The following is a 25,178-nucleotide window of genomic DNA, read 5'->3' as shown; positions in this document are numbered from 1 at the left end:
TCGGGTGGGCCGAGGCGCGGGTCGGGGCGCGGGTCGGGCCGGATGCCGGGCCGCGTACCGGCGGCCCGGCCGCGGCTTACTCCTTCGCGGCCGGAACCGACGCCACCGCTTCCTTCGCCGCCTTCGTCGCGCCCTTGACCAGATCCGACGCCGCCGGGGACTTGGCGCCCGCGTAGCCCGCGCCGTTGTACGTGAGCGTGATCACCACGTTCTCGGAGCGCGTCACGACCGTCGCGTAGCCGAAGGTCTCGCCCGTCTTCGACAGGCTGTAGGTGATGGTCGTCGCTTCCGTACCGACACCGGACGCCGGGGCCGCCTTCGGGCTCTTCGCGCCCTTCGTGGCCTGCGCCTTGGCGACTTCCTTCTTGTAATAGGCCGCGGCGCGGTCCTGGCCCGAGCCGATGCCCTGGTCGGAGTCGTACCGCATGAAGGAGAGGTCCAGCCAGCGGTACTGCGAGCCCTTGACGCCGTTGTCGTCCAGGCCGTTCCACGAGCAGCTGCCGCGCGTCGTGATGTCCGACGACTTGCCCGCCGAGCCCGACTTGTCCTTCGCCTCCGGCACCAGGTCCGCGGTCGTCTTCGCGGCGATCGCCTTGCACGGGTCGGCCGGCAGCGTCGTGAACTTCGCGGGGGCGACCTTGGCCGCCTTGGAGGCCGACGCAGACGGCTTGTCCTTGTCCTTGCCGCTGTCGGAGCCGGAGTCGGAGCCGGAGGAGCAGCCCGCGGCGACGATCATCACCGGGACGGCCGCGCAGGCGAGCATGCGAACGCGGTTGCGGGTGCGGGAGCGGCTGGGTCGCGAGGCTGATCGCTGCATGGTTCCTTCAGTCGGTAGTCGTACGGTCCGATCGGCCACGGTAACCGCCCGCGGCGTGACTCCGGGCCCGGGCGGCGGACTCGGCCCCGGTCGGACGCCCGGTGGGAAGGTGGCCCCGGCCCCGCTACTCGTTGAGCTGGTCGGCCAGCTTGCGGGCCAGTCCCCTGGCCTTTTCCTGGAGTTCCTTGCTGTCGGGGACCGTCGTGGAGTGGGCCGGCTGCTCCGCGTACCGCACCGTCACGACGACATTCGATGTGCGGAAGACCACGCTGACCGTACGGCGCTTGGCGGCCGAACCGGACGCGACGAAGACGTCGTCCACGAAGGCGGCGTCGGCGAGGTCGTCCAACAGGCGGGGCTGGAGACCGAGGGGCGTCGCGCTCTCGGCGGGAGTGGTGGTCGCCGTCCCGGCGTTGGGGGTCTTGCCGTCGGAAGGCGATCCGGAGGGTGATCCGGACGCCGATTCGGACGCCGATTCGGACGGGGCGGTGTCGTCGCCGGTGTCGTCGCCCGCCGTGCCGGGGTCGACGGGAGGCGGGAGGGAGGCGTCGTCCTCCTTCTTCGCGTACACCTCCTGCGCCTTGTCGGCGTCGCTCACCGCCGGGTCGTAGGACACGACGCGCTCGACATCGATCGCCAGATGGCGCGAGGCGTCCGGGGAGTCGGCCGACCACGCGCACCCGACGCGGCGGTCGGTGTCGTACGTCACCGCCGCCGTGCCCTCGTACGCCTTCTCGCGCTGCTCCTCGGGGAGCTGATCCACACCCGGCAGCAGATCCCGCAGCGTGGCGCGGTCCACTGATCCGCACGGCTCGCGCAGGGTGCGGTACTTGCCCGGAGGCGCGGTGGTGGTGGTGGGGGCACCGGCCTTGAAGTCGATGTCGGAGCCGTCGCCACCGGTGCCGGAGGTGCAACCCGCGACAAGTGTCACGAGCAGCGCCGCCAGGCCGGGTACGTACGCCTTTCGCTGCACGGTCCCGGGCTCCCTTCTACGCGATGTGTACATGAGTTCTAAGCGGTCGTACTGATGAGAACTACGCAGGTGCCGTACTGGTTCCAGGTCGGGCACAGATGGCGAGTTCACGCGAAAAGCGTTTGCCGCCGCATGGCGTGCGGTGGACACAATGTGTACCTCACGCATTGCCGTGGATGCCGGTTCGCTGTCTGGTTTGGCGGTCCTGGTTCCGGTTTTTGCTGTATCAGACTTTCGGGGGAATCGAGGAACTATGTCGTACGTGGAAGTGCCGGGCGAGAAGGTCCCCATCCGCATGTGGACGGACCCCGCGTCGGTCGAGGACGTCGCGATGCGGCAGCTGCGGAACGTGGCGACCCTGCCGTGGATCAAGGGCCTCGCGGTCATGCCGGACGTCCACTTCGGCAAGGGCGCGACGGTCGGCTCGGTCATCGCGATGCAGGGCGCGGTCTGCCCGGCCGCGGTGGGTGTGGACATCGGCTGCGGCATGTCGGCGGTCAAGACGTCCCTGACGGCGAACGACCTGCCGGGCGACCTGTCGCGCCTGCGCTCGCGGATCGAGCAGGCGATTCCGGTGGGGCGGGGGATGCATGACGACCTGGTCGAGCCGGAGGGGGTCGGGGCGAGCTGGGACGACTTCTGGGGACGGTTCGACGGAATCGCGGAAGTGGTCAAATTCCGTCAGCAGCGGGCAGTAAGGCAGATGGGAACGCTCGGCGGCGGAAATCATTTTGTCGAGTTCTGTCTCGATTCGACCGAATCTGTCTGGTTGATGCTGCACTCCGGCTCCCGGAACATCGGCAACCAACTGGCGGACTTCCACATCGGTGTGGCGCGGGGCCTTCCGCACAACCAGGACCTGATCGACCCCGACCTCGCGGTCTTCGTCTCGGACACCCCGGAGATGCGGGCGTACCGCAACGACCTGTTCTGGGCGCAGGAGTACGCGAGTTACAACCGCGCGGTGATGATGGACCTCTTCAAGAACGTCGTCCACAAGGAGTTCAAGAAGGCGAAGGTCACCTTCGATCCCGTCATCTCCTGCCACCACAACTACGTCTCCGAGGAGCGCTACGACGGCATGGACCTGCTGGTCACCCGCAAGGGCGCGATCCGCGCCGGCAGCGGTGACTACGGGATCATCCCCGGCTCGATGGGCACGGGTTCGTACATCGTGAAGGGCCTGGGCAACGAGGCGTCCTTCAACTCGGCGTCCCACGGCGCGGGCCGCAAGATGAGCCGGAACGCCGCGAAGCGGAAGTTCACGGTGCGGGACCTGGAGGAGCAGACGCGGGGCGTGGAGTGCCGTAAGGACTCCGGCGTCGTGGACGAGATCCCGGGCGCGTACAAGCCGATCGAGAAGGTCATCGACCAGCAGAAGGATCTGGTCGAGGTGGTGGCGAAGCTCAAGCAGGTGGTATGCGTGAAGGGCTGACGGGACGCCGTCCGGGGGGTGTGGGGGTACCGCGCGTCGCGGTACCCCACAGGTGTGTCACGACAGGTGTGTCACGACTCGTGCGAGTGGGCGGCCGCGGCCCGTGTCGACGCCTGGTAGGTCCGTTGGACCAGGCCGATCTCCGCGACGTTCTTCGCCAGTTCGAAGTTGAGCCAGCTCGCCACGTGCACCAGCTCCACGTTCTCGCCCCAGGGCAGGCCCTTCGTGCGGTCCGTCGAGTCCAGTTCGGCGTCGGTGAGTTGGAGCAGCTCGGTGCGCCAGGAGTCCTTCAGGGAGTGCAGCCAGGCGGTTGTGGTGTCCGCCGTGCCCGGCCAGTGGAGGGACTCGCGGGGTGGGGCTCCGGCGCCGAAGCAGTGGGTGAGGGTGGTCGTCCACCAGTAGCCGATGTGCCAGGTGAGCCAGCCGATCGAGGTGCTGGGGACCGGGTCGGGCTCCGGGACCTGCCAGTCGGCTACCCAGTCGCCCTCGGCGTTCGGGCGGACCGTCCAGCAGTCGGGGGACGGCTCCCAGAGGCAGGCCTGGTCGGTCAGGTCCTTCTGGTAGTACTCGAACAGGGCCCAGACCATGTCGAGTTGGCGGACCAGCAGGTCAACGCGGGGGACAGTCGTCGTCATGACGGCGAGCGTTCCATCGGGGCCGGGGGGCGGGCAAACGGTTTGTCGGGGGGCGGGTGCGGTGGTGTTGACTGGCGGGAGTTCTGCCGTCCGAGCCGGGAGTGCCCTCCTCATGTCCGATCGACCCAATCTGCTCGCCGACTGCGGGAGCTGCTTCGGGCTGTGCTGCGTGGCGCTGCCCTTCGCCGCTTCGGCCGACTTCGCCGTCGACAAGAAGGCCGGGCAGCCGTGCGTGAACCTGCGGAGCGATTCGCGGTGCGGTATCCATACGCGGCTGCGGGCGAAGGGCTTCCAGGGCTGCACGGTGTACGACTGTTTCGGCGCCGGGCAGCAGGTCTCGCAGGTCACCTTCGGTGGGCGGGACTGGCGCGAGGACCCTGCGACGGCGCGGCGGATGTTTGCCGTGTTTCCCGTGATGCGGCAGTTGCATGAGCTGCTGTCGTATCTGGGCGAGGCCCTGACGACGGGGCCCGCCCGCGAGCCGCACGGCGAGCTGCGCCGCGATCTGCTGGGCGCGCTCGACGCGACCGAGCGGCTGGCCGCGAGCGAGCCCGAGACCCTGCTGGAGCTGGACGTCGCCGCCCACCGGGCGGGAGTGAACGAGCTGCTGCTGCGCACCAGCGAACTCGTCCGCGCCGGGGTCCGCCGCAAGCGGATGGAGCGCAGGGGCGCCGATCTGATGGGCGCCAGGCTCAAGGGCGCCGACCTGCGGGGCGCGAATCTGCGGGGTGCGCTCCTCATCGCCGCCGACCTGCGCGGCGCCGATCTGCGGACCGCCGATCTGATCGGCGCGGATCTGCGGGACGCGGACCTGCGGGGCGCCGATCTCACCGGCGCCCTGTTCCTCACGCAGGCGCAGCTCGACGCGGCGAGGGGCGACGCCACGACCGTGCCGCCGGCCGCGCTGGCGCGCCCCTCGCACTGGTGAGCACGGTGACCCCGGGCGCGGTGACCGGCTCAGCCGCGCCGTTCCGCCGCGTGCAGGTCGCGCGCCCGTGACACGGCGTCGTCGAAGTCGCGCTGGGTGTCGTCCGACCAGTGCCGCAGGTCCGCCAGCAGGCGCGTAAGTGTCTCGCCGGGGCTGCGGCGCCAGCCGTCGCCGGACAGGGTGTACGTCTCCAGCGCCGCGCTCGCGCGGCGGACGGCGGCGTCGCGGCGGGCGTCGTCCGTCATCCGAGCTCCCGGTGCACCTTGGTGTTGGAGGCCTGCGCCCGGGGGCGTACCACCAGGAGGTCGATGTTCACGTGGTGGGGGCGGGTGACCGCCCAGGTGATGGTGTCGGCGACGTCCTCCGCGCTGAGCGGTTCGGCGACCCCCTCGTACACCTTCTGGGCCCGCGCGGTGTCCCCCCGGAAGCGCGTGGAGGCGAACTCCTCCGTCTTGACCATGCCGGGCGCCACCTCGATCACGCGGACCGGGGTGCCGACGATCTCCAGGCGGAGGGTTTCGGCCAGGACGTGTTCCGCGTGCTTGGCCGCGACATAGCCGCCGCCGCCCTCGTACGTGGCGAAGCCGGCGGTCGAGGAGAGGATCACCACCGTGCCGTTGCCGCTCGCGGTGAGGGCGGGGAGCAGGGCCTGGGTGGTGTGGAGGGTGCCGATGACGTTCGTCTCGAACATCTGGCGCCAGTCGTCCGGGTCGGCGCTGGCGACCGGGTCGGCGCCGAGCGCGCCGCCCGCGTTGGCGACCAGGACGTCGACGGAGGGCAGGCGGCCGAGCTCGGCGGCGAAGGCGTCGACGGCCGCGCGGTCGGTGACGTCGAGGACGTGGGCGGTGGCCGAGTGTCCGGCCGCGTTGATCTCGGCGGCCAGCGCCTCGATGCGGTCCTTGCGGCGGGCGGTCACGACGACGTGCAGGCCCGCGGCGGCGAGTTGGCGAGCGGTGGCGGCTCCGATGCCGCTGCTGGCTCCGGTGACGACGGCGGTGGGGATACCGGCGACGGTCATGGCGTGCTCCTCGCGCGTGTGGGCGGCTGTGGGTGAGTGACTGATCGACTCCTGGTCAGGATAGGCGCGCGGTGGGGACGGCCGGGAGCGCGGGGGTCGGGCGCAGGGCGCCGGGCGCCGCCGATGCGGGCCGGGGGCGACTCGCCACGCTGACAGTTGGTCAGGTAGCGAGGCTTGTGAGGGTATCTTCCGATTATGGGTGTAATGCGTAGAGCGATGACGGTGGTGTCCACCGCGGCCATGGCCGTGGCGCTGAGCGCCGGTTCGGGCGTCGGCCAGGGCTTTGAGCAGGTTTCTGAACGGGGTCTTGAACAGGGTCTTGAACAGGGCGGCCCTGCGGAGGCCGACGTCGCGCACCACGGGCACGTCTCCTTGTGGGGCGGGCGCCTCGTCCTGCGGCTGTCGACCGGTAACCACGGCCCCTCGGACCTGTCCGGCGCCACGGCCAGGCTCGCCTTCTCCGAACCGCTGGCCGTCGGGCAGAAACTGCCGGCCGCCTGCGTGTGGGGCGGGAACCAGGTCGTGTACTGCCAGGCGGGGCCGCTGCGGGCGGACGGGCGCGACAGCGAGTTCCTGCTCGACCTGCGGACGCTCGGCGATCCCGCCGAGGTGTCCGTGGACATCGCCACCGTGTGGAACGGCGGCGCCGACGACCTCAACCCGGACAACGACAAGCACCGCGTGCTCGTCCCCGCCACCGGCGATCTGTACATGTACTGAGCGCCGGGCTTGAGCGCCGGGCTACCGAGCGGCGCCGCGCGTGGGGCCGGGCAGTCCGCCGAATTCGCGTACGGCCTCCTCGACGATCGCCGCCAGGCGCGCGTGGTGCGCGCCGCGCCAGTAGACCCTGCCGCAGGCCGTGCACTGCGCGAACACGTCGTACGTACGCTGCGTGCCCTGCTCCAGCCGGCCCTGCACCGAGTCCTTGTCGGCGGCCCCGAGCCGGCCGTTGCACGCCGTGCAGCGGGTCCAGGGGGCGAGCGCGGGCGCGAACCGCTCCAGTACGTCCCGGAGTTGGTCGTCCGTGCGGTCGCTGTAGATATACGCCCCCGCCCAGATCTCCCGGCGCCGCAGCAGGCCCCGGTCGCGGGAGAGCATGACCCGCCGCTCCTTCGCGGAGAGCGTGGCCAGCGCCGGATCGCCGATGTCCTCGCTCTCGTACGCCGCGTCGATGCCCAGCAGCCGCATCCGGCGGGCGAGCGTGCCGAGGTGGACGTCGAGCAGGAAGCGCAGCGGCGCCCCCGGTACGCGCTGCGGCCGGGCCACCGCCCGTACCTCCACCGACTCGCCCGCCGACGGGATGTGCGACGTGGCCACCGGGCTTCCGTCGACGAGGAGTTGGCCGGCCTCGGTGAGCGGGACGCCGAGGGATTCCACGACATGGCCGAGTGTGGACGAGCCGTCCGTGGTCACGGCCGTGGGCCCGCCGCGCCGCCCGGCCGGGACGAAGACGTGCAGCTCAGGGGCGAAGGTGAGGTGGATCTCCGGTCCGTTCACGTCGTCAGCATGACATCGGGCCGGGAGGCGGGCCAGGTTTCCAAGCGAGTGCGACCGGCTCCGGTCCGCTCTACCGCGCCTCAAGGTCCAGCCGCCACTCGTTGCACCGCATCAGGTGGCCGACCGGATACTCGAAATCGCCCTCCCCGAGCAGTTCGAAGCCCACCTTGCGGCACACCGCGTTCGACGCGCCGTTGCCCACCGACGGGTACGCCATCAGACAGCGGTGCCCGCCCTCCGCCCGCGCCCGCTCCACCACCGCCCTCGTCGCCGCCACCGCGAGCCCGCGCCCCTGGAACTCACCGAGCACGCCCCAGCCCGTCTCGTACACGTCCTGCCCCTGCCAGGTGGTCTCCCAGAAACCGGTGTTCCCCACCGGCTCGCCGTCCGGCAGCAGGACGATGCGGAACATCCGGCCCTTGCCCGTCCGGTCGGCGCTCAGGGTGACGTACCGGTGGTGCCTGACGAGCAGCTGGTCCTCGGTCTCGGGGCCGCCGAGATGTTCCATCAGCTCCGGCGCGTTGGCGGCGCGCAGCAGGTCGAGATCCCCCTCCGACCATGGCTCCAGGCGCACCTGGGGTGCTTTCATCTCCATGGGACCGACTGTAGGCCGGGCCACTGACAACGGGGACCGGCAACGGGGACCGGTGATGGAGACCGGTGATGGAGACCGGCGACGGAGCGGGAGGTGGGAGCACGTGAGTTACACCGGCGTCTGGTCGGTCGGCGCCGTACCCGACGCCGACGTCGTCGCCCTGCCCCGGCGGTTCGCGCATCTCGACGAGACCTGGACCGTCCCGGCCGGCTGCGCCGACGATCTGCGCTGGTGGCTGGGTGGCGGCGACCGCGAGCCGTACTTCACCCCCGAACCGACGCCCGCCGCGCACCGCTTCGCCGCGTTCGCGCGTGGCGGCGGCCCCTCCGCGCCCGCCGTGGTGGCCATGAAGGACGCGGCGACCGACCTCCTGTACCGGGCCGAGGCCGAGGGCACCGACCCGGACGGGCTGTTCGCCGTGGCCGTACGCGAAGGGGAGCCCGCGACCGCGCTGCACCACGGTCTCGGGGCCGAGGCGTCCGCCCAACTGCCGGGCTGGTTCGGGGACTTCCTCCTCACCGCCGACGAGGTGCGGGCCGTGCTACCGGGCGCCGAGGCCGTGCTGGGCGCGACGGGGCCGCGCCGGACGGAGGTACTGGCCCGCGTCGACGCCTGGGCGTACGCCATGACCGACTCCCCCCAGGGGGAGTTCGACGCCGCCGGACTGCTGGCCGGGCCGCTGCGGGTGCTCCGGTACGCAGCCGCTCACGGCCTGGGCGTCGTCGCCGTGACCGGGAGCTACTGAACCGCTCGCGCGTACGCGGTCGGCGGCACGCCCACCGTCGCCGTGAAGTCCCGCACCAGATGCGCCTGGTCGCTGTAGCCCAACTCGGCGGCCAGCGCCGCCCAGTCGGGTTCGCCGTCCGCCTCGGCGCGCTCCAGCGCCTCGTGGATGCGGTGCCGGAGGATGACCCACTTCGGGCCGACTCCCACGTATGCGGCGAACAGCCGCTGCAACGAACGCACCGAAAGACCGGCCGCCGTCGCCAGTTGCGCCGCGCGCCGGATCGTACGGTCCTCGCCGACCAGGCCGACCACCCTCATCGCCTCGTCGGCCCCCGGGTCCGGCCGCGCGCCCAGACCCAGCAGGTACGTGTCGAGCGCGGCGACCCGCGCGTCCTCGCCGGGCGGGTCCAGGATCGCGCCGACGTCCGCGTCCGACGTGGGCAGCACCTCGGCGACCGGCACCCGCCGCCCCGACCACGCGGACACCGGCCACGCGGGCGCGAACGGCCGGAAGCCGCCGGGGCGGAACTTCACCCCGCACACCCGCCCGCGTGCCTCCAGCTTCTGCGTGAACAGCTCCAGGCCGATCCCCGCGACCTCGCCCCAGGGCGGGGCCGCGCCGAACCGCTGGAAGACCACGTTCACGGCGGGGTGCGGGACGACGTGGGATGCGTACGGCTCCGGCAGATCCCAGTCGATCAGCCAGTACAGCTCCACGTAACGGCGCAGCTCGGGCGCCGGCAGACGGCGGCGGAAGTCGACCCGCTCGAAGAGCGTGGAGGCGTCGACGATGCCTTTGGTGTCGCGCCGCGGAGCTGCCATGGCGGGATCCTATGTCGCGTTTGTTCAAGACGCGCGGGGTGCGCCCTCCGTAGCGTCGGGGCCATGGACGACAAGATCAGCACCCTCCTGGAGAGGGCCGCCGCAGGCGCTCTGCCGGTGCTGCGCGGTGTGCGCGACGACCAGCTCACCCTGCCCACCCCGTGCGCCGAGTACGACGTGCACGGCCTGCTCGACCACCTGTTCCAGGTGGTCACCAGCTTCCAGGCGCTCGCCGCCAAGGGCGAGTCCGACTTCGGCTCCCCGCCCGAGCGGCTGGCGGACGACCGGAACGAGCGCTTCACCGCCGAGATCGACCGGCTGATCGAGGCATGGGCCGCTCCGGGCGCGGAGGACGGGCTCACCGGAGCCATGAACATGCCCGCGCGGACCGTCGGTGTGATGGTCCTCGGCGATCTGATCGTGCACGCCTGGGATCTGGCCCGCGCGACCGGGCAGCCGTACGAGCCGGACGCCGCCGTCGTAAGGATGCTCGGCGTCGAGTTCGCGGCGTTGGCGCCTACGGCTCGGTCGATGGGGGTCTTCGGGGAGCCGTTCCCGGTGGGCGAGGGCGCGACGCCGTTCGCGTCGTTGCTGGCGGTGACCGGGCGGGACCCGGGGTGGGGCAGGCCGTAGGGCGGTTCGCCGGGGGGGGGCGTTGGCCCGGTCCCGCCGGGTGGATGGGTGTCCTCAATCGCCGGACGGGCTTGGTGGGGCGGGCGTTGTCTTCGTGGTGCGGGCCGTGGGTGGTGTCCTCAATCGCCGGACGGGCTTGGTGGGGTCGGGGCGTTCTCAATCGGTGGACGGGCTTGACGGGCGCGCTCGTGTGATTGCTGATTCCACCGCCGCCACGCGGTCCGCCAGCAGGCCCAGCGCCGCGACCGCCCGTGTCATGGGGTCGTCCTCCGGGCCGCCGAGTGACTGCCTCCTTACGTAGGCCGTCTTGATCTGCGCCCAGCGGTCGGCCTGTTCCGGTGTCAGGGACGACCGCAGCTCGGCCAGCCGCAGCAGATTCGACTCCGCGCCCGTGGTGAGGGTCTGGGCCTCGCCCGCGTAGTGGTCGTCGATGACGGCCGCCAGCTCGGCGTCGTTCATCACCGGGTCGATCCGCGCCGCGATCTTGTTCATGTTCCGGTACGAGCCCTGGAGCTGGAAGGGCGGTGCGGTACGCGACTCGTCCGTCCGCGCCGCCGACGCGATGTACGCCTCGTTCACGGCGATGACCGTGTCCCGGGCGGTCAGCAGATGCCGCAGGACCGCGACGACGCGCTCCAGTTCGGCGGCGGCGTACGGGTGGACCAGGGCGTCCGGCGTGGCGCCGGGGGCGCCCGCCGCGAGGCGCACCAGGACGTCGAGATCGCGCCGGTCGCGGCCCGCGAGGGGCGCGAGCACCGGGTTGGAGGTGAGCGCGTTCTCCACGAAGCTCAGCGCGAACACGTCCTCCTTGCCGGTCAGTACGTCGCCGAGGTTCCACACGTCCGCGCGGTTCGCGAGCATGTCGGGGACCCGGAAACGCCCGCCCGTCCCGGTGTACGGGTTGCCGGCCATGCAGACCGCGAACCGCTTGCCGCGCAGGTCGTACGTGCGCGCCTCGCCCTCCCACACGCCCTCGATACGGCGCTGCGCGTCGCACAGCGCGATGAACTTCTGGAGCAGCTCCGGTGATGTGTGCTGGATGTCGTCCAGGTACAGCAGTGTGTTGCTGCCCGCCGCCAGCGCGAAGTTGATCTTCTCGACCTCCTGGCGCGCGGTGGCGTTCGGCGCCTCCGCCGGGTCGAGCGAGGTGACGGCCTGGCCGAGCGCCGGCCCGTCGACCTTCACCAGGAGCAGGCCGAGCCGGTCGGCGACGTACTCCATGAGCGTCGTCTTGCCGTAGCCGGGCGGTGAGACGAGCAGCAGCAGCCCGTTGGTGTCGGTGCGCCCGCTGTCGCCGGAGGTGCCGAGCTGTTTGGCGAGGTTGTCGCCGACGAGCGGCAGGTAGACCTCGTCGATGAGGCGGTTGCGTACGAAGGAGGACATGACCCGGGGCCGGAACTCGTCCAGCCGCAGCCTGGCCCGCCCGGCGGCCACCAGGGCGGTGCGCTGCCGCTGGTAGGCGCGGAAACCGGGCACCGTGCGCTCGCGGAAGTGCCGCGTCCTCAGGAGGAGTTCGTCCAGCCGTATGGTCATCCGGCGCCCGGTGATACGCGGGTGGCTGCCGAGCAGGCCGTCGACCTCGGTGGTGAGGTCGGCCGTGGAGGCGTACCGGTCGAGTTCCGGGCAGAGTTCGACGGCCACCGCCTCGGCCAGGTCGCCCGCCTCGGTCAGGTCGCCCGTGTCGGTCCCGCCGCGTGCGGCGCCGTACGACGTGAGCCACGCCTCGACCAATTGCCGCCGGGCGGCCAGGCTGTCGTCCAGGGCCTGCTTCAGGTCCTCGTTGAGGGCGGCGCCGCCCGGCGAGCGGTGGAATCCGTCGAGCAGCGCGCGGGCCGCCGCGCCGGTGGCGAAGCCGGGCGGGCCGCTCGTCAGCTCCTCGAAGAGGTAGTCGGCGACGTGGAGGGGGTCTGCGCCGTCCGAGGCGCCGTTGGTCGTGCCTTCGCCGAACTCCCGTACCGCCGACGCCACCTCCGTACGGAAGGCGTCGATCGCGACGGCCGGTCCGAACGTCTCGCGCACGCGCGCCAGCGACACCGCCCGGCGGGTCCAGTCCTCCCGTGCCGGGGCCGGCACGCCGTGCGCCCAGAACAGTTGGGCCGCCGCGCGGGCCGCGGGCGGGTGGCGCAGCAGGCCCGCGTCGGCGTGCAGGCGCAGCAGCGCGGTGAGGACCGCTGTCGCGTCGTGGTCGTGGACACCGCGCTGGTGGCCTTCGTCGTACGCGGCCTCCGCCGCCGCGCGTACGAGCGCGGGAAGGTCGTCCGTGGCCCGGAGCCCGGCCGCGCCGTGTTCGGCCAGCAGACGGGCGGCCAGGTGCTCGGCGCGGTAGACGTCGGGGGACTCGGAGGGCAGCAGTTGGTTCCAGTACGGGCGGGTCGCCTCGAACGCCGGGTCCGTGACGGGAGCGCGGTAGTCGGTGCCGGTGAGCGTGAGCGCCGTGCGGTCGCCCTGCGGGACGAGGGTCAGCTCCGGGGTGCGGGTGTTCACCGCGAAGGTGTGGCGGCCGAGCCGGATCGTGGCGCCGCCGTCCGCGTACAGGTCGGTGCGGTCGCGCAGCGCCCGCGCCGCCTCCTGGCGGGCCGAGGTGAGCCGCCCGTCCAGCTCCTGCGCCCGCACCCGGTCGCCCAGTTCCCGCAGCTCGTCGGCCGTGCGGCGGACCTTGGCGACCATCGGGTCGGAGGCGAAGTAGGTGTTGACGGCGTCGGTGTCGGCGAGGGAGGAGAGCCGGCGGGTGATGGAGCCGAGCACGCGGACGGCCGAGTCGGCCAGCCGTTCGGCGCGCCTGGCGCGGGTGTCCTGGAGGGTCTGCCTGCGGGCCGCGAACGCCTCGTACACCTCGGTGCGCTTCGCGTCGAGTTCGGTGAGGAAGCCCTCGTACTCGACGAAGCGCGACTCCAGGTCTTCGAGCTGGAGCAGCAGCCCGGCGAGCTGTTCGTCGCAGGTCTCGGGGGTGTCGGCGGCGGCGAGCGCACCGGTCACCGACTGCCCCAACAGGGCGAACTCGGCGGCGAACTCGGCGCGGCCCTCGTGGTCGAGGAGTTCGGAGCGGCGCGCTTCGAGGGTGGCGCGGGCGCGGTTGACGCCACCGAGGACGTCCGCGACGCGCTCCAGGACCGACGTACGGACGACGGTGTCGCCGATGTCGAGTCCCGTGACGACCTCGGTGACGGTCCGCAGCCCGGCGGCGTGCTCCCGGAGGCGGTCGGCGACCGGCACGGCCTCGGCGACCGTGCTGATGGCCTCGGCGTCGGCCGTCAGGCGCTCGACCTCGGTGTGGTGGCCGGCGAAGGCGTCCTCGCGTGCGAGGAAGGCGACGGCGCGGCGCGCGGCGGCTTCGATGTCGCCCCCGGTCGCCGTGACGAGGGTGTCGATGCGGTCGGTGTCGGCGTACCGCATGTCCTTCAGCGTCACCAAGTGGCCCTGTGCGCGCCGCAGTTCGGTGAGCCGGTCCACCCAGTCGGCCGCGCTGCGCGGTGCCTCGCCACGGACGCGGCGGACGAGCGCGGTGACCTTGGCGGCGGACTCGGTGAGCGCGTCCGCGGCCTGCCGGGTCAGGGTCCGTACGGTCTCGAACTCGCCGAGCACCTGCTCGGCGGTGGCCCTGATCTCGGCCAAGAGGCCGTGCGGAGCGCCCAGTTCCGGGTCGGTCAGCCAGTGGTGGCGGTCGGTGGCGCGGGCGCAGGCGGTGGCGAGCGCGGCGTACGCGGCCGTCGTCGGGGTCGCGCCGGGTGCCGTCGTCCCGGCGACCGCGCGGGCGACCGCCAGGCAGTCCGCGATACCGCGCACGAGGTCGGCGTTGCCGACGCGGGCCAGCGGGCCGGTGCCGGCCGGGCGGGTCGCGGCGTACGTGTCGGAGACGTACGGCGAGTGCCAGAGCTGGAGCGGATGCACCCGCGCGGGCTCCGGGGCGGCGCGCAGGGTCATGAGGGTGCCGTCGTCGAAGACGGCGTACCCGCTGCCGGTCAGCGGCGCGGCGGCCTCCTTACGGATGACGTTGTACGGCAGGAGCAGGGTGCGGCCCTCGGCGCGGTCCTGGAAGACGTACAGCACGTCCTCCCCGTTGGGGGAGCGCAGCGCGCGCTCGAACTCCAGGTCCGCCGCGGGTCCGCTTCCCGTGCCCACCTCGAACGTCTTCGCGGTGTCGGTGGCCGCCAGGTAGTAGCCGCCCGGGAAGACGACGCCCTGGTCCTCGGGGAGCCGGCGGCAGGACCGGCCGATGCCGTCGAGGCGGGTGACCGTCCCGGTGAGCGTGTTGAGGACGAGATGGCGCCACGCGTCCTCCTTGTAAGGACGCACGCGCAGCAGGAGCAGCGCGCCCACGCGTGCGTGGGCGACATCGGCGTCCGCGAGGGACTGGAGGGGTTCGGTGACGGGCTCGGAGTAGATGCCCTCGGCCGTCTCGGTGTCGTCCTCGGCCTTGAGGGTGAGGGCGCCGCCGACCGTGGAGACGTACGCCTCGCCGCCGACGCGGATGTGCGGGTGGCGGCCGAGGACGTGGTCGTCACGGGTGGCGGCCGTCCACTCCATGTCGTGCGACGGCGGGAAGACATGGTCCCGGTCACCGCGTGCGTCCAGGAACCGGGCCGTGCCGTCGGTGCGCAGCGCCCAGCGCAGTACGCGGATGTCGCCGGCCTTCTCGCCCGTACGGAACACGGCCAGCAACTTGCCGCCCAGGTGGCGCAGTTGGAGCAGCCGGGCGCCGCGGTAGTAGCGGAACAGCGCGTCCAGCTCGCGTACGAAGGCGGGGTCGTCCAGCAGGCCGGGGACCGCGTCGTCGGGGAGCGGGCCGAGCGCGCGGTCGTGCAGGGCGAAGACGTCGGCGACGTCGGCGACGGAGGCCGTGGTGGTGTCGACGGCGTAGCCGAAGAGGAGCGCGTCACCGACCGCGACGATGTCGCGCGGCACGCGTGCGTGCGGCGTCCGGAGGTGTCCGGTGCCGGTGAGGCGCAGCTCGCTGGAGCCGAAGACCTCGGTGCGGCGGGAGTTGAGCGCTTCCGTGCGGAGGGCGAGTTCGCCGCCCCGCGCGGCGAGCCGGTCCCGCAGCACCTCGTAGGCGCCGGCGTCGATGCGGGTGTTGTCGCTGGTGTCGGTCTCGTTGCCGGCGGGCGCGCCCGCCTCGGGACCCGTAACGGTGCCCGTACCCGTACCCGTGACCGCCCCGTTGGCCGTCGTCGTCATCTCTGGTCACTCCCTGCGGGGTCGGCGAAGAAGAGCCGGAGCTGCCACACCCCCGTGGCGGCGGCTCCGGCCGGTCTTGGTGTCGTGCGGTCTGCGGCCGTCAGGCCTTGTTGAGCGCGCCGTTCAACTTCGCGCCGGGGTCCGTACCGGCCGAGCCCCTGCCGCTCAGCTCCGCGATCGGCAGGTCCGCGAGCCCCAACTGCTTCGCCTTGTCGAGCAGTTCACCCAACTGTCCGCTCCGCGACCCCGCACCCGCACCGGCGCCCGACGCCATCAGCTTCGTCAGCAGCGCCGACACCGTCAGATCGCGCACGCCGGCCGTCGACACGGACCCGAGCATCTTCGCCAGGTCGTCCGTGAAGCTCGCCGACCCGTCCAGCCACGGCCCCGCCAGCGTCCGCGCGGTGTCCGAGTGCTCCATGAAGCCGTCCAGGCCCTTGCCGAGCGAGATCGACGACACGAGCCGGTCGAAGAAGACGGTGTCCCCGCCGACGATGTTGATGTCCGCGCTCTCCAGCCCCGTCGCCAGGACGGCGGCCTGCGCCTCGGCGACCTGCCGCTGCGTCTCCAAGCCCGCGAGCCGCACCTCCTTGTCGGCCTCCAGGCGCAGCCGGTACTCCTCGTGGCCCCGCCCCGCCTCGTCCAGCGCGGCCATCGCCGCCGCCTTCTCGGTCAGCCCGACCGCCTCGGCGCGCAGCCGCGCCTCCGTCGCCCCGGCCTCCGCGCGCCCGGCCTTCTCGACCGCGTCGGCCTCCTTCTCGCGTACCTGCACCGCCGCCAGGCCGACGGCCGCCGTCTCGGCCTGGATGCCCTCCGCCAGCCGCGTCTTGGCCGTCGCGTCGAGGTCCGCCGACTTCACCCGCGCCTCGGCGAGCGTGATCTGCTCGGCGGCCCGGTGGACCGCAGCCTGCTCGGCGGCCTCGGCGGCCTTGATGTCCTTGACCAGCTGCTCCTGCGCCTCGGCCTCCGCCGCGATGACGATCGACTGGCGGTCGCGCTCGGCGGACTCCACGGCGCGCAGCCGCTTGATGGACTCCTCCTGCTCGGCGACCGTACGGTCCACCGCGATCCGCTCGCGGATCACCTCGGCGATCTCCCTGCGCTCCGTCTCGACCTCCTTCTCGGCCGAGATACGGGTCAGTTCGGTCTCCCGTTCGCGGGCGATGACCTCAAGGAGGCGGTCCTTCTCGATGCGCTCGGTTTCGATGGCGATGACCCGCTCGCGGTTCTTCTCGGCGACGGCGACCTCGCGCGCCTGGTTCTCGCGCTGGATGCCGAGCTGCTCCTCCGTACTGAGGAAGGCACTCTGCGCCCGCAGCCGCTCCTCCTCGCGCACCCGAGCCGTCTCGGCCTCCTCGCGGGCCCGTACGGTGTCGATCTCGCGCTGCTGCTTGATCTCGGCGTCGGCCTGGCGGCGCTCCAGCTCCAGGATGGCCTCGCGGGCGTCGACGTTCTGGCGGGTGGTCTCCTTCTCCTCGGTGCGCCGGAACTCGTTGGTGCGCACATGCTCGATCGCCGTCAGCTCGGTGATCTTCCGGATGCCCTGGGCGTCCAGGATGTTGTTGGTGTCGAGCTGCGCGAGCGGCGTCTGCTCCAGGTAGTCGATCGCCGCGTCCTCCAGGCTGTAGCCGTTGAGGTCGGTGCCGATGACCTGGATGATCCGGTCCCTGAACTCGTCGCGCTTGGTGTAGAGATCGGTGAAGTCGAGCTGCTTGCCGACCGTCTTCAGCGCCTCGGAGAACTTGGCGTTGAACAGTTCCTGCAGTGTCTCCTTGTCGCTGGCCCGCGCGGTGCCGATGGCCTGGGCGACCTTGATGACGTCCTCGGTGGTCTTGTTGACCCGGACGAAGAACGAGATCCGGATGTCGGCGCGGATGTTGTCCCGGCAGATCAGTCCGTCCCGGCCGGTGCGGGTGATGTCGATGGCCTTGACGGAGATGTCCATCGTCTCGGCCTTGTGGAGCACGGGCAGCACGACCTGCCCGGTGAAGGTGACGTCGACCTTCCGCATCTTCGAGACGATCAGGGCCTTGCCCTGCTCGACCTTGCGGAAGAGCCGGCTGACGACCAGGAGCAGGGTCACTGCGATGAGCAGGACGACGGCGATGAGCACGCCGGCGCCCAAGGTGATGGCATCCATGAGAAGTCCTTGCGTGGAGGCATGAGGGAGGTATGAGGGCTGCCTGCGGCCGACGAGGGACCGGGGCAGGCGGGAGCTGCGGTGGTGGCGGGAGCGGCGGTCAGGCGGCCGGGACGCGCGGGTCGAGCGCCGCGTCGTACGGTGCGACCCAGAAGAACTCGCCGGCGTCGTCGTAGGCGTACAGCAGCCCCGTGCTGCCGTTGCTCAGGACCGGCGCGTCGGCCTTCGCGGTGTCCGCGCGGTGCTGCCTGACCTGTACGACGGCGGTGGAGCCGTCCCGCGCGGTGACCTCGGCCTGGCCGAACCAGGCATCCACCCGCCCCGTGCGGATGGTGCAGGTCAGTCCCACGAAGTCGAGCCGGGACGGCCCGGGTTCATCGGGGAAGAGCGTGTGCAGCGGCCGTACGAGCAGCCGGGTCGCCCACCAGGCGAGCAGCGTCGCACCGGCCATGACGCCGAGGGTCAGCGCGGCCCGTACGAGACCGGACCCACCGAACGCGCCGAAGGCGCCGAAGCGGTGCAGAGTCACGGACGCGGCGAGGCTGCCGAACCACGCGAGCGCCGTCAGCAGCGAGAAGGCCACGGCGACCGGCACTCCGCCGATCCCGGCGGCGTCGAGGTCGACGTCCGAGTCGAAGCTGTCGGTCTCGGCGGCCCCGGCCAGCACCAGCAGCCAGAATCCGACGATCACGATCAGTGCGGCGGTGAACAGGAAAGTGGGGAATCCGAGTGCCGCGTCGATGAATTCACGCATTGCCGTTCCCCCCCTCGTCCGACGCTCCGCCGTCGTGCCCGACCGGACCGGCTCCGGATGCCGGAGTGCGAGTGCGCGCACTCCGGCACCGGAATCCGTCCCCCGTTTTCCGTGGTCCGATCCTGTCAGCCGACGGTCCTGACCCGCATTGCCGGATTCCGGCAATCTTTACGCTTCCTTCATGCCGGGTGCCGTCGCGGAATCGGCGTCTGACAGGGTGGACGGTGCGCGCGTTAAGAACGCGTCAGGACGGATCAGGAAGCCGGGGGCTCGGATGGCGGACCACATAGCAGGCCGGACCACGGACCAGGCGGGGTTCCACGAGTACCTGACCGGCTACGACGGGATCCTGTCGGACGTCGCGGCGACCGGGCGCCGCCTCACCCGCGACGAACTCGACTCACGCCGTGCGCTGGGCGAACAGGCCGCCGAGGCCGGACACGGTCTGCGAGCCCTCGTCAGCAGGCATCTGACCGCCACCCGCGCCGCCTGGCCCGTCTCCTCGGCCGACACGGCGTCCGCCGACAGCGTCCTGGCCGCCGTCGAGCAGGCGGTCGACGCGTTCGCCGAGGGGTACGAGCGGGCCCAGCGGCTCGCCGTACGCCGGGAGGAGGCGTCCCGGCGCGAGTTCATCGACGACCTGCTGCACGGGCGCAGCGACCTGGGCAGGCTCGCCGAGCGGGCCGGGCGGTTCGGGCTCCAGCTCTCCCACGCCCACGCGGTGGCCGTGGCGGTCGGGGAGAGCGCGTACGCGGAGACCGACCCCGTCACCCGGGGCGTCGAACTCGCCCTCGTCTCCCGCTTCGGCGACCGCAGCATCCTGCTGACCACCAAGGACGGGCGGCTCATCTGCGTCGCGCCCGCCGACCAGGGCGACGTCCTCACCTACTTCGCGAAGCAGGCGCACGCGGCGACGGACGGCGGGCGGGTCGCCATCGGGCGCGCGCATCCGGGGGCGGGCGGTGTCGTGCAGTCGTACGAGGAAGCCCTCAACGCGCACGACCTCGCCGGCCGCATGGGGCTGGACGAGCCCGTGCTGCGCGCGGCCGACCTGCTGGTCTACCCGGTGCTCAGCCGGGACCGGGAGGCGATGGGCGATCTCGTACGCGACACGCTCGGCCCTCTTACGGAGGCGCGCGGCGGCGCGGGACCGCTGCTGGACACGCTGTCGGCGTACTTCGACGCGGGGTGTGTGGCGGCGGAGGCGGCGCGGCGGCTGAATCTGAGCGTGCGCGCGCTGACGTACCGGCTGGAGCGCATACACAAGCTCACCGGGTCGGACCCGGCGCAGCCGTTCCACCGCTACACGCTCCAGACCGCGGTGATCGGCGCGCGGCTGATGGACTGGCCGGCGAACGAACTGTGACCGTTCCCGGCAGCCGCGGCGCCCAGGCACTATGGAGAGTGCCTTGATGCCTTGAGCCACTGTCGAACAGGAGGACGCACGATGGAGGAAGCGCGATGACCGAACGCAAGCCACCCGGCATCGACTTCGAGTCGTGGGTCGACCGACAGGTCCGCGAAGCGGCGGAACGCGGCGCCTTCGACAATCTGCCGGGGGCCGGAAAGCCGCTGGCGTCGGTGGACGCCCCGTACGACGAGCTGTGGTGGATCAAGGGAAAGATGGAGCGGGAGGGAATGTCCTGCCTGCCGCCGACGCTCAGACTCCGTAAGGAGGTCGAGGACGCGGTCGCCGCCGCCCATGAGGCAGCGTCGGAGGCGCAGGCGCGGCGGATCATCGCCGACATCAACGAGAAGATCCGTGGCGCGATCGCCAGGCCGCCGGCCGGGCCGCCGCTGAACAAGAAGCCGTACGACGTCGAGCAGATCGCGGCGGAGTGGCGCGAGCGCCAGTCGTAGCGCTGTCCGTCCTCAGACGCTGTTTGTCCTCGGGCGTTGCTCGCCCTGAGACGTTGCTCGTCCTCAAGCGTTGCTCGTCCTCAAGCGCTGCTCGTCCTCAAGCGCTGTTCGTCCTCAAGCGCCGGACGGGCTCGAAAGCGGCACTGCCATTCTGTTTGCCATTCCTTTACCATGATGTTCCGTCCCCCCGGCCGATCACGGCGGGACGCCCCGACCGCCCAAGAAGGAAGCAGCAGTTCCACGATGGAGCCTCCTAGTACCAGCCGTGCCATTTCCCCTCCGCTTTACCTGACCGGCGGAGCGGGGGTGGCACGGTGACCGAGATCTTCCTCCTCCTGATCGCCCTCGGACTGACCCTCGCCTGCGCCGTCTTCGTCGCCGCCGAGTTCTCCCTGACCACCGTCGAGCGCGACAGCCTGGAGCGCGCCGCGGCGGCCGGTGAGCGGGGTGCCGAAGGCGCCCTGAAGGCCGTCCGACGGCTCACGTTCCAGCTGTCCGGCGCCCAGCTGGGCATCACCGTCACCTCCCTGGTCATCGGCATGCTCGCCGAGCCGTCCATGGCCGTGCTGCTGCGCGGCCCGCTGGAGGCCGTCGGCCTCGGCTCGGCCGCCTCCGTGGTGGCCACCGTCCTCGGTGTCGTGATCTCCACGATCGTGCTGATGGTCATCGGCGAGCTGGTCCCCAAGAACTGGGCGATCTCGCGGCCGCTGGCCGTGGCCAAGGTCGTCGCGGGCCCGCAGCGTGGCTTCACCGCCGCGTTCGGCCCGCTCATCCGGCACCTCAACAGCACGGCGAATCGTTTCGTTCGCCGCATGGGCCTGGAGCCGACCGACGAGCTGGCCTCCGCCCGTACGCCGGACGAGCTGATCTCCCTCGCCCGGCACTCCGCCGCCGAGGGCGCGCTGGAGCAGGACTCGGCCGAGCTGTTCGTCCGGACGCTGCGACTCGGCGAGCTGACCGCGGAGAACGTGATGACGCCCCGCGTCGACGTCCAGGCGCTGGAAGCCGGTGCCACCGCCGCCGACGCGGCCAACCTGACATACGCCACCGGCCTCTCCCGCTTCCCCGTCTACCGCGACAGCCTGGACGAGGTGATCGGCACGGTCCACATCCGTGACGTCCTCGCCCTCGAACCGGAGCGGCGCGCCCGCGTGTCCGTCACCGAGCTCGCCAGCGAGCCGCTGCTGGTGCCCGACACCCTGACCGCCGACCGGCTGCTGGACCGGCTGCGCGCCGCGCGCACGATGGCCGTGGTCATCGACGAGTACGGCGGCACGGCCGGCGTGGCCACCATGGAGGACATCGTCGAGGAGGTCGTCGGCGAGGTACGCGACGAACACGACCCCGTCGAGACCCCCGACCTGCTGCCCGCGCCGCCGACCGAGGACGGGCTCGCGACCTGGGAGGCGGACGGCAGCGTACGGATCGACGAGCTCGCGCGGATCGGTCTCGTCGCCCCGGAGGGGCCGTACGAGACCGTCGCCGGCCTCCTCGCGGCCCGCCTCGCGCGCATCCCCGTCCAGGACGACACCGTCGAGCTGGACGGGTGGCGGCTGGACGTCCTGGACATCGAGCACCACCGCGCGGACCGCGTGCGCATCACCGAGCCGGCGCGGGTCGTGGCGGCCGAGTCGTCCGACGGCGCGGAGCCGCACGCGCGGCCGTACGCGGCGTCCGGGCGGGTGCCCCACTCCGGGGCGTCCGCCGACCGCGACGGCTCACCCGACACCGAAGACCCCTCGCGCCAGTACGCCGGAGAAGCCCGATGACCGCTCTGCAACTCGCCATCGGCGCCCTGACGCTGCTGACCAACGCCTTCTTCGTCGGCGCCGAATTCGCCCTCATCGCCGTCCGCCGCAGCCAGATCGAGCCGCACGCCCGCAAGGGCGACAAGCGGGCGCACACCGTGCTCTACGGGCTGGAGCACCTGTCGGCCATGATGGCCACCGCCCAACTCGGCATCACCGTCTCCTCGCTGGTCCTCGGTGCCGTGGCCGAACCGGCCATCGCGCACCTGCTGGAGCCCGGCTTCGAGGCGGCGCGGGTCCCCGAGGCCCTGGTGCACCCGATCGCGTTCGTGATCGCGCTCACCGTGGCGACGTATCTGCACATGCTGTTCGGCGAGATGGTCCCGAAGAACATCGCGCTCGCCGCGCCCACCAAGACGGCGCTCGTGCTCGGCCCGCCGCTGGTCGCCCTGACCCGCGCGCTGCGCCCGCTGATCTTCGGCATCAACGCGTTCGCCAACGTCCTGCTCCGGCTGATCAAGGTGGAGCCCAAGAACGAGGTCGCCGCCGTGTTCAACGACGACGAACTCGCCCGTATGGTCGCCGTCTCCAGCCAGGCGGGACTGCTCTCACCGGCCGACGGCGAACGGCTGCGGGACGCGCTGGAGCTGGGCACCCGCCCGGTCGGCGAACTCCTCGTACCACTGCGCCGGATGGTCACCGTCGACCACCGGGTGACCGCCGAACAACTGGAGCGGATCGCGTCGTCGGCCGGCTTCTCGCGGATCCCGGTCACCGGGCCGGCCGGCGCCGTCCTGGGCTACCTGCACATCAAGGACACCCTCGGCGTGGCCGACCGGACCAAGCCGTTCCCGCGCGCCGCGCTGCACGCGGTCACCCGGGTCCGGATCGACACCCCGCTGGACGACACGCTCACCGCCCTGCGGGCGGCGGACAGCCACCTGGCGGCGGTGACGGGGGAGGCGGGCACGGTGCTCGGGTTCGTGACGATGGAGGACGTGCTGGGGGAGCTGGTGGGGCCGGCAAAGTAAGCCCGTCCGGCGATTGAGGACAGAACACAGTAGCCCGTCCGGCGATTGAGGACAGAACACAGCAGCTCGTCCGGCGATTGAGGACAGAACACAGCAGCCTGTCCGGCGATTGAGGACGCCCCCGGAAAGGGGCTTGATTCGCCCTAGCGGGAGGCGCCGAGTAGGGGGCGGCCGGTGCGCAGATTCCATCGGCCGTTCCGCCCGCTCAACTCCGTGACCGTCAGCGGCTGTACGTCGATACGCCAGAACACCTGCGTCGGCGCCCCGATCGCGTGCACCGTCAGCGCGCGTACGACATCGGGCTCCGCCACCGCGAGTATGCGCGCCGAGTGGGGGCGCGCGTCGGCGCCCAGCGCGTCGAGCCAGTGGCCCAGGCGGATGTGCAGCGCCTTCAGCGACTCGCCGCCGTGCGGTGTCACCGTCGGGTCCGCCAGCCACGCGGCGACCGCCTGCGGATCCGAGGCGCTGACCTCGTCGAGCGACTTCCCGCGCCAGCGGCCCATCGCGCAGGTGCGCAGCTCGGGCAGGGGCTCCGCGGCCAGGCCGAGTGCTTCGGCGGTCTGGTGGCAGCGCACCGAGGGGGACGCGAACACCTGGTCGGCGCCCGCGCGTTGCTCGGCCACGGCGAAGGTGCCCCGTACGGCCTCGGCCTGGCGCAGCCCGGTCGAGTCCAGGGGGCCGTCCGCGAAGCGCGCCTCGCGGAGCGCGGTGCTGAGCGCCGGTGATATCAGCGTGACGCGTGTGGTCATGGGGCTCTCCAGGGTCGTGCGTTGGCGGGGCGCCGCCCGCGCGTGACGAGTCGCCCTCTTGGCCCACCTGCCCGATCGCGGTACGTTCGCGTCGATATCACGACGGCGAGACGGAAGTCCGGTGAGATTCCGGCACGGTCGCGCCACTGTATGCCGAGCAGCCACCGCCGCGTACGCGTGTCGGGGCGGCCCGGTGAGTCAGACCCGATGGTCGTCGTGCGAGCTCCACCGAACGGGACGCGAGTTCCCAAGGAGGTTGTGCCGTGGCTGAGTCCATCGTGCCCCCGGCCGTTTCGTCGCCCATCGGATCAGTGACATCCCCCCTGACTCCCCTGCCCCTGCGGGCGGTTCTGCCCTGGGCGGTCTTCGTGGGCACGCTGATGCTGGTGTTGCTGTACTTCGTCGGTGCCGAGCAGGGCGCGACGTCGGTGTTCTCCGGGGCGGGTGTGCACGAGTGGGTGCACGACGGCCGTCATCTGCTCGGCTTCCCCTGCCACTGATCCACGGACGGAGGTCACCCCCGGAGATTCGTTGTCATGCATACGTCCACCACGCGTACGTCCATCACGCGTACATCCACCGTCCGAAGTCTTCTCGTCCGCGGCATGATCGCGGGCGTCGTCGCCGGACTGCTCGCCTTCGCGCTCGCCTACGTGGTGGGGGAGCCGTCCATCGACTCCTCCATCGCCCTGGAGGAGTCGCAGTCCGCGCCGGCGCACGAGCACGCCGGCGAAGCGGAGGAGGAGCTGGTCACCCGGCCCGTCCAGTCGACCCTCGGTCTCGCCACCGGCGTCCTCGTGTACGGCGTGGCCCTGGGCGGCATCGCCTCGCTGGCCTGCGCCTTCTGTCTGGGCCGGGTCGGCCGGCTCCGGCCCCGGGCGACGGCCGCGCTGGTCGCGGGCGCCGCCTTCACCACCGTCTATCTGGTGCCCTTCCTCAAATACCCGGCGACCCCGCCCGCCGTGGGTAATCCCGACACCATCGGGAAGCGCACGACGCTGTTCTTCCTGATGATCGCGTTCAGCGTGCTGGTCGCTGTCGTCGCCGTCATCGCCGGGCGGCGGCTCGCGCCGGCGCTGGGCACCTGGAACGCGACCGTCGCCGCCGGCGGCGGCTATGTGGTGGTCATGGCCGTGGCCTGTCTGCTGCTGCCCGCCAACACCGACGCGGTGAAGGAGACCTTCCCGGCCGCGCTGCTCTGGGAGTTCAGGCTGGCCTCGCTGGCTGTCCAGGCGCTGCTGTGGACGGCCTTCGGGCTGATCTTCGGCGCGCTGGCGGAGCGCGTACTGCGGCCCGCCAACAGCCCGGACACCCCGGACACCCCGGACACCCCGGAGGCCGTAACGGGCGCGTCCGCGGCACGTACCGGCTGACGCCGGACAGTCGGCCTGGAAGCCGTCCGCCCCTTGTGCCGGCCCCTTGTGCCCGGCAGGAATCCCTGCCGGGCACAAGGCATGTATGGGCCATCCGTGTATGAGATCCGTAAAACGCGCCCCTCGGGCCGTATGGGACCCGTCAACGTGACTCGTGCCCCCGAAAAAAGAGGCTTTCCTCTAGAGGTCCACGAAATTCCGACCTCATTCAGGAGCTCACGATGGCCGATGTGGCCTTCGTCGTCACCACGATCGCGCTGTTCGCGCTG

The 25,178-nt window shown here is 71.8% G+C and carries 23 protein-coding genes and 1 riboswitch; of the genes, 11 read left to right on the top strand and 12 right to left on the bottom strand.

Annotated elements, in window-relative coordinates; translation table 11 throughout:
• Positions 1–76: 76 nt before the first annotated feature.
• Entirely contained in the window at positions 77–817 is a 741-nt protein-coding gene (locus tag OG700_RS15800; protein ID WP_405613977.1) for a DUF3558 domain-containing protein, read from the bottom strand.
• A gap of 124 nt (positions 818–941) precedes the next feature.
• A complete protein-coding gene (locus OG700_RS15795) occupies positions 942–1,790 on the bottom strand; it encodes a DUF3558 domain-containing protein (RefSeq protein ID WP_405613975.1) in 849 nt (282 codons plus the stop codon).
• Positions 1,791–2,043: 253 nt separating this feature from the next.
• Here OG700_RS15795 and OG700_RS15790 point away from each other — a divergent pair, with 253 nt between their 5' ends.
• The gene (locus tag OG700_RS15790; RefSeq protein WP_405613973.1) at positions 2,044–3,225 is read left to right on the top strand and encodes an RtcB family protein; all 1,182 of its coding nucleotides are present in this window, start codon (positions 2,044–2,046) and stop codon (positions 3,223–3,225) included.
• Between the two features lie 71 nt (positions 3,226–3,296).
• On the opposite strand, the gene OG700_RS15785 is transcribed toward OG700_RS15790, so the two are convergent.
• Positions 3,297–3,860, bottom strand: a complete 564-nt coding sequence (locus OG700_RS15785; protein ID WP_405613971.1) for a DinB family protein — start codon at positions 3,858–3,860, stop codon at positions 3,297–3,299.
• A 112-nt stretch (positions 3,861–3,972) separates the two neighbouring features.
• Between OG700_RS15785 and OG700_RS15780 the strand changes: the two genes are divergently transcribed.
• Positions 3,973–4,788: a pentapeptide repeat-containing protein gene (locus tag OG700_RS15780; protein ID WP_405613969.1), complete on the top strand. Its 816-nt coding sequence runs from the start codon at positions 3,973–3,975 to the stop codon at positions 4,786–4,788.
• A gap of 29 nt (positions 4,789–4,817) precedes the next feature.
• Here OG700_RS15780 and OG700_RS15775 read toward each other — a convergent pair whose 3' ends face one another.
• A complete protein-coding gene (locus OG700_RS15775) occupies positions 4,818–5,033 on the bottom strand; it encodes a hypothetical protein (protein ID WP_405613967.1) in 216 nt (71 codons plus the stop codon).
• Positions 5,030–5,806 carry an SDR family NAD(P)-dependent oxidoreductase gene (locus OG700_RS15770; RefSeq protein WP_405613965.1) on the bottom strand — a complete coding sequence of 259 codons (777 nt, stop codon included), beginning with the start codon at positions 5,804–5,806 and terminating at the stop codon, positions 5,030–5,032. Before OG700_RS15770 ends, OG700_RS15775 begins: the two co-directional genes overlap by 4 nt.
• 204 nt (positions 5,807–6,010) lie before the next feature.
• Here OG700_RS15770 and OG700_RS15765 point away from each other — a divergent pair, with 204 nt between their 5' ends.
• The gene (locus OG700_RS15765; RefSeq protein WP_405613963.1) at positions 6,011–6,526 is read left to right on the top strand and encodes a hypothetical protein; all 516 of its coding nucleotides are present in this window, start codon (positions 6,011–6,013) and stop codon (positions 6,524–6,526) included.
• 21 nt (positions 6,527–6,547) lie between these two features.
• On the opposite strand, the gene OG700_RS15760 is transcribed toward OG700_RS15765, so the two are convergent.
• Both OG700_RS15760 and OG700_RS15755 read right to left on the bottom strand, forming a co-directional pair.
• Positions 6,548–7,303, bottom strand: a complete 756-nt coding sequence (locus OG700_RS15760; protein ID WP_405613961.1) for a Mut7-C RNAse domain-containing protein — start codon at positions 7,301–7,303, stop codon at positions 6,548–6,550.
• A gap of 70 nt (positions 7,304–7,373) precedes the next feature.
• Positions 7,374–7,898, bottom strand: a complete 525-nt coding sequence (locus OG700_RS15755) for a GNAT family N-acetyltransferase (RefSeq protein WP_405613959.1) — start codon at positions 7,896–7,898, stop codon at positions 7,374–7,376.
• A gap of 103 nt (positions 7,899–8,001) precedes the next feature.
• On the opposite strand from OG700_RS15755, the gene OG700_RS15750 reads away from it, so the two are divergent.
• Positions 8,002–8,643, top strand: coding sequence for a hypothetical protein (locus tag OG700_RS15750; RefSeq protein ID WP_405613956.1), 642 nt, complete (start codon positions 8,002–8,004; stop codon positions 8,641–8,643).
• On the opposite strand, the gene OG700_RS15745 is transcribed toward OG700_RS15750, so the two are convergent.
• Positions 8,637–9,446 carry a DUF6597 domain-containing transcriptional factor gene (locus OG700_RS15745; RefSeq protein WP_405613954.1) on the bottom strand — a complete coding sequence of 270 codons (810 nt, stop codon included), beginning with the start codon at positions 9,444–9,446 and terminating at the stop codon, positions 8,637–8,639. The genes OG700_RS15750 and OG700_RS15745 overlap by 7 nt on opposite strands.
• 63 nt (positions 9,447–9,509) lie before the next feature.
• Between OG700_RS15745 and OG700_RS15740 the strand changes: the two genes are divergently transcribed.
• Positions 9,510–10,079 carry a TIGR03086 family metal-binding protein gene (locus tag OG700_RS15740; RefSeq protein ID WP_405613952.1) on the top strand — a complete coding sequence of 190 codons (570 nt, stop codon included), beginning with the start codon at positions 9,510–9,512 and terminating at the stop codon, positions 10,077–10,079.
• Between the two features lie 156 nt (positions 10,080–10,235).
• On the opposite strand, the gene OG700_RS15735 is transcribed toward OG700_RS15740, so the two are convergent.
• From OG700_RS15735 to OG700_RS15725, 3 genes are all read right to left on the bottom strand, one after another.
• A complete protein-coding gene (locus OG700_RS15735; protein WP_405613950.1) occupies positions 10,236–15,254 on the bottom strand; it encodes a DNA repair ATPase in 5,019 nt (1,672 codons plus the stop codon).
• Between the two features lie 100 nt (positions 15,255–15,354).
• Positions 15,355–17,394 (bottom strand): flotillin family protein, encoded by a 2,040-nt coding sequence (locus OG700_RS15730; protein WP_405613948.1) that lies wholly within the window; start codon positions 17,392–17,394, stop codon positions 15,355–15,357.
• A 100-nt stretch (positions 17,395–17,494) separates the two neighbouring features.
• Positions 17,495–18,148, bottom strand: a complete 654-nt coding sequence (locus OG700_RS15725) for a hypothetical protein (RefSeq protein ID WP_405613946.1) — start codon at positions 18,146–18,148, stop codon at positions 17,495–17,497.
• A 274-nt stretch (positions 18,149–18,422) separates the two neighbouring features.
• Here OG700_RS15725 and OG700_RS15720 point away from each other — a divergent pair, with 274 nt between their 5' ends.
• From OG700_RS15720 to OG700_RS15705, 4 genes are all read left to right on the top strand, one after another.
• Complete coding sequence (locus tag OG700_RS15720; RefSeq protein ID WP_405613944.1) at positions 18,423–19,514, top strand: PucR family transcriptional regulator; 1,092 nt, start codon at positions 18,423–18,425, stop codon at positions 19,512–19,514.
• 95 nt (positions 19,515–19,609) lie between these two features.
• Positions 19,610–20,008: a DUF1992 domain-containing protein gene (locus OG700_RS15715; RefSeq protein ID WP_405613942.1), complete on the top strand. Its 399-nt coding sequence runs from the start codon at positions 19,610–19,612 to the stop codon at positions 20,006–20,008.
• Positions 20,009–20,322: 314 nt separating this feature from the next.
• Positions 20,323–21,777, top strand: a complete 1,455-nt coding sequence (locus OG700_RS15710) for a hemolysin family protein (RefSeq protein ID WP_405613940.1) — start codon at positions 20,323–20,325, stop codon at positions 21,775–21,777.
• Positions 21,774–22,787 (top strand): hemolysin family protein, encoded by a 1,014-nt coding sequence (locus tag OG700_RS15705; protein ID WP_405613938.1) that lies wholly within the window; start codon positions 21,774–21,776, stop codon positions 22,785–22,787. The genes OG700_RS15710 and OG700_RS15705 overlap by 4 nt, the downstream gene beginning before the upstream one ends.
• Positions 22,788–22,930: 143 nt before the next feature.
• Here OG700_RS15705 and OG700_RS15700 read toward each other — a convergent pair whose 3' ends face one another.
• Positions 22,931–23,536 carry a histidine phosphatase family protein gene (locus OG700_RS15700; protein ID WP_405613936.1) on the bottom strand — a complete coding sequence of 202 codons (606 nt, stop codon included), beginning with the start codon at positions 23,534–23,536 and terminating at the stop codon, positions 22,931–22,933.
• 112 nt (positions 23,537–23,648) lie between these two features.
• A riboswitch (cobalamin riboswitch) is annotated at positions 23,649–23,740 on the top strand.
• Between the two features lie 74 nt (positions 23,741–23,814).
• Between OG700_RS15700 and OG700_RS15695 the strand changes: the two genes are divergently transcribed.
• A complete protein-coding gene (locus OG700_RS15695) occupies positions 23,815–24,036 on the top strand; it encodes a CbtB domain-containing protein (RefSeq protein WP_405621739.1) in 222 nt (73 codons plus the stop codon).
• A gap of 36 nt (positions 24,037–24,072) precedes the next feature.
• Positions 24,073–24,909 (top strand): CbtA family protein, encoded by an 837-nt coding sequence (locus tag OG700_RS15690; RefSeq protein ID WP_405613934.1) that lies wholly within the window; start codon positions 24,073–24,075, stop codon positions 24,907–24,909.
• Positions 24,910–25,178 lie beyond the last annotated feature (269 nt).

It is taken from the genome of Streptomyces sp. NBC_01508 (assembly GCF_045040315.1).
Taxonomy (GTDB): Bacteria; Actinomycetota; Actinomycetes; order Streptomycetales; family Streptomycetaceae; genus Streptomyces.
This window is presented reverse-complemented; position numbering and strand designations above follow the sequence as displayed.